General features: G+C 34.3%; 1 pseudogene. It reads right to left on the bottom strand.

Going from position 1 to position 341, the window contains the following annotated elements:
- Window positions 1-341: pseudogene (locus KVT27_RS24005) on the bottom strand (histidine kinase); the annotation flags it as partial.

Here is a 341-nt window from a genome sequence, read left to right on the forward strand (position 1 = left end):
AGGAACGGCACGAAGTAATATACGTTCTCCTCGTGTCATAACAATTAGTGCTAGGCTTAGGAAATAACAACCGCTATAAAAAAAGCCATCATCTTTTTTACGTAACAAAAAGATAGTGAGATGAAAAATACTAAAAACTAATAAGATGGAAACGGCTGTCCATTCGATATTTGTATCTTCAGCTACGTCTTCTTGCATTGCTTTAGCATCACCGAAATCGATTGGAAAAATAATACCTCCGCGTACATTGTAGAAATTTGAAACGTGAATTGTTAGGAGCAATTCTTTTGCTTTTGGCTTTAAATAAATTTCATATGATGGATTTTCAGGTTTTGTAGCTT

It is taken from the genome of Lysinibacillus sp. GbtcB16 (assembly GCF_019091145.1).
Lineage (GTDB): Bacteria > Bacillota > Bacilli > Bacillales_A > Planococcaceae > Lysinibacillus > Lysinibacillus fusiformis.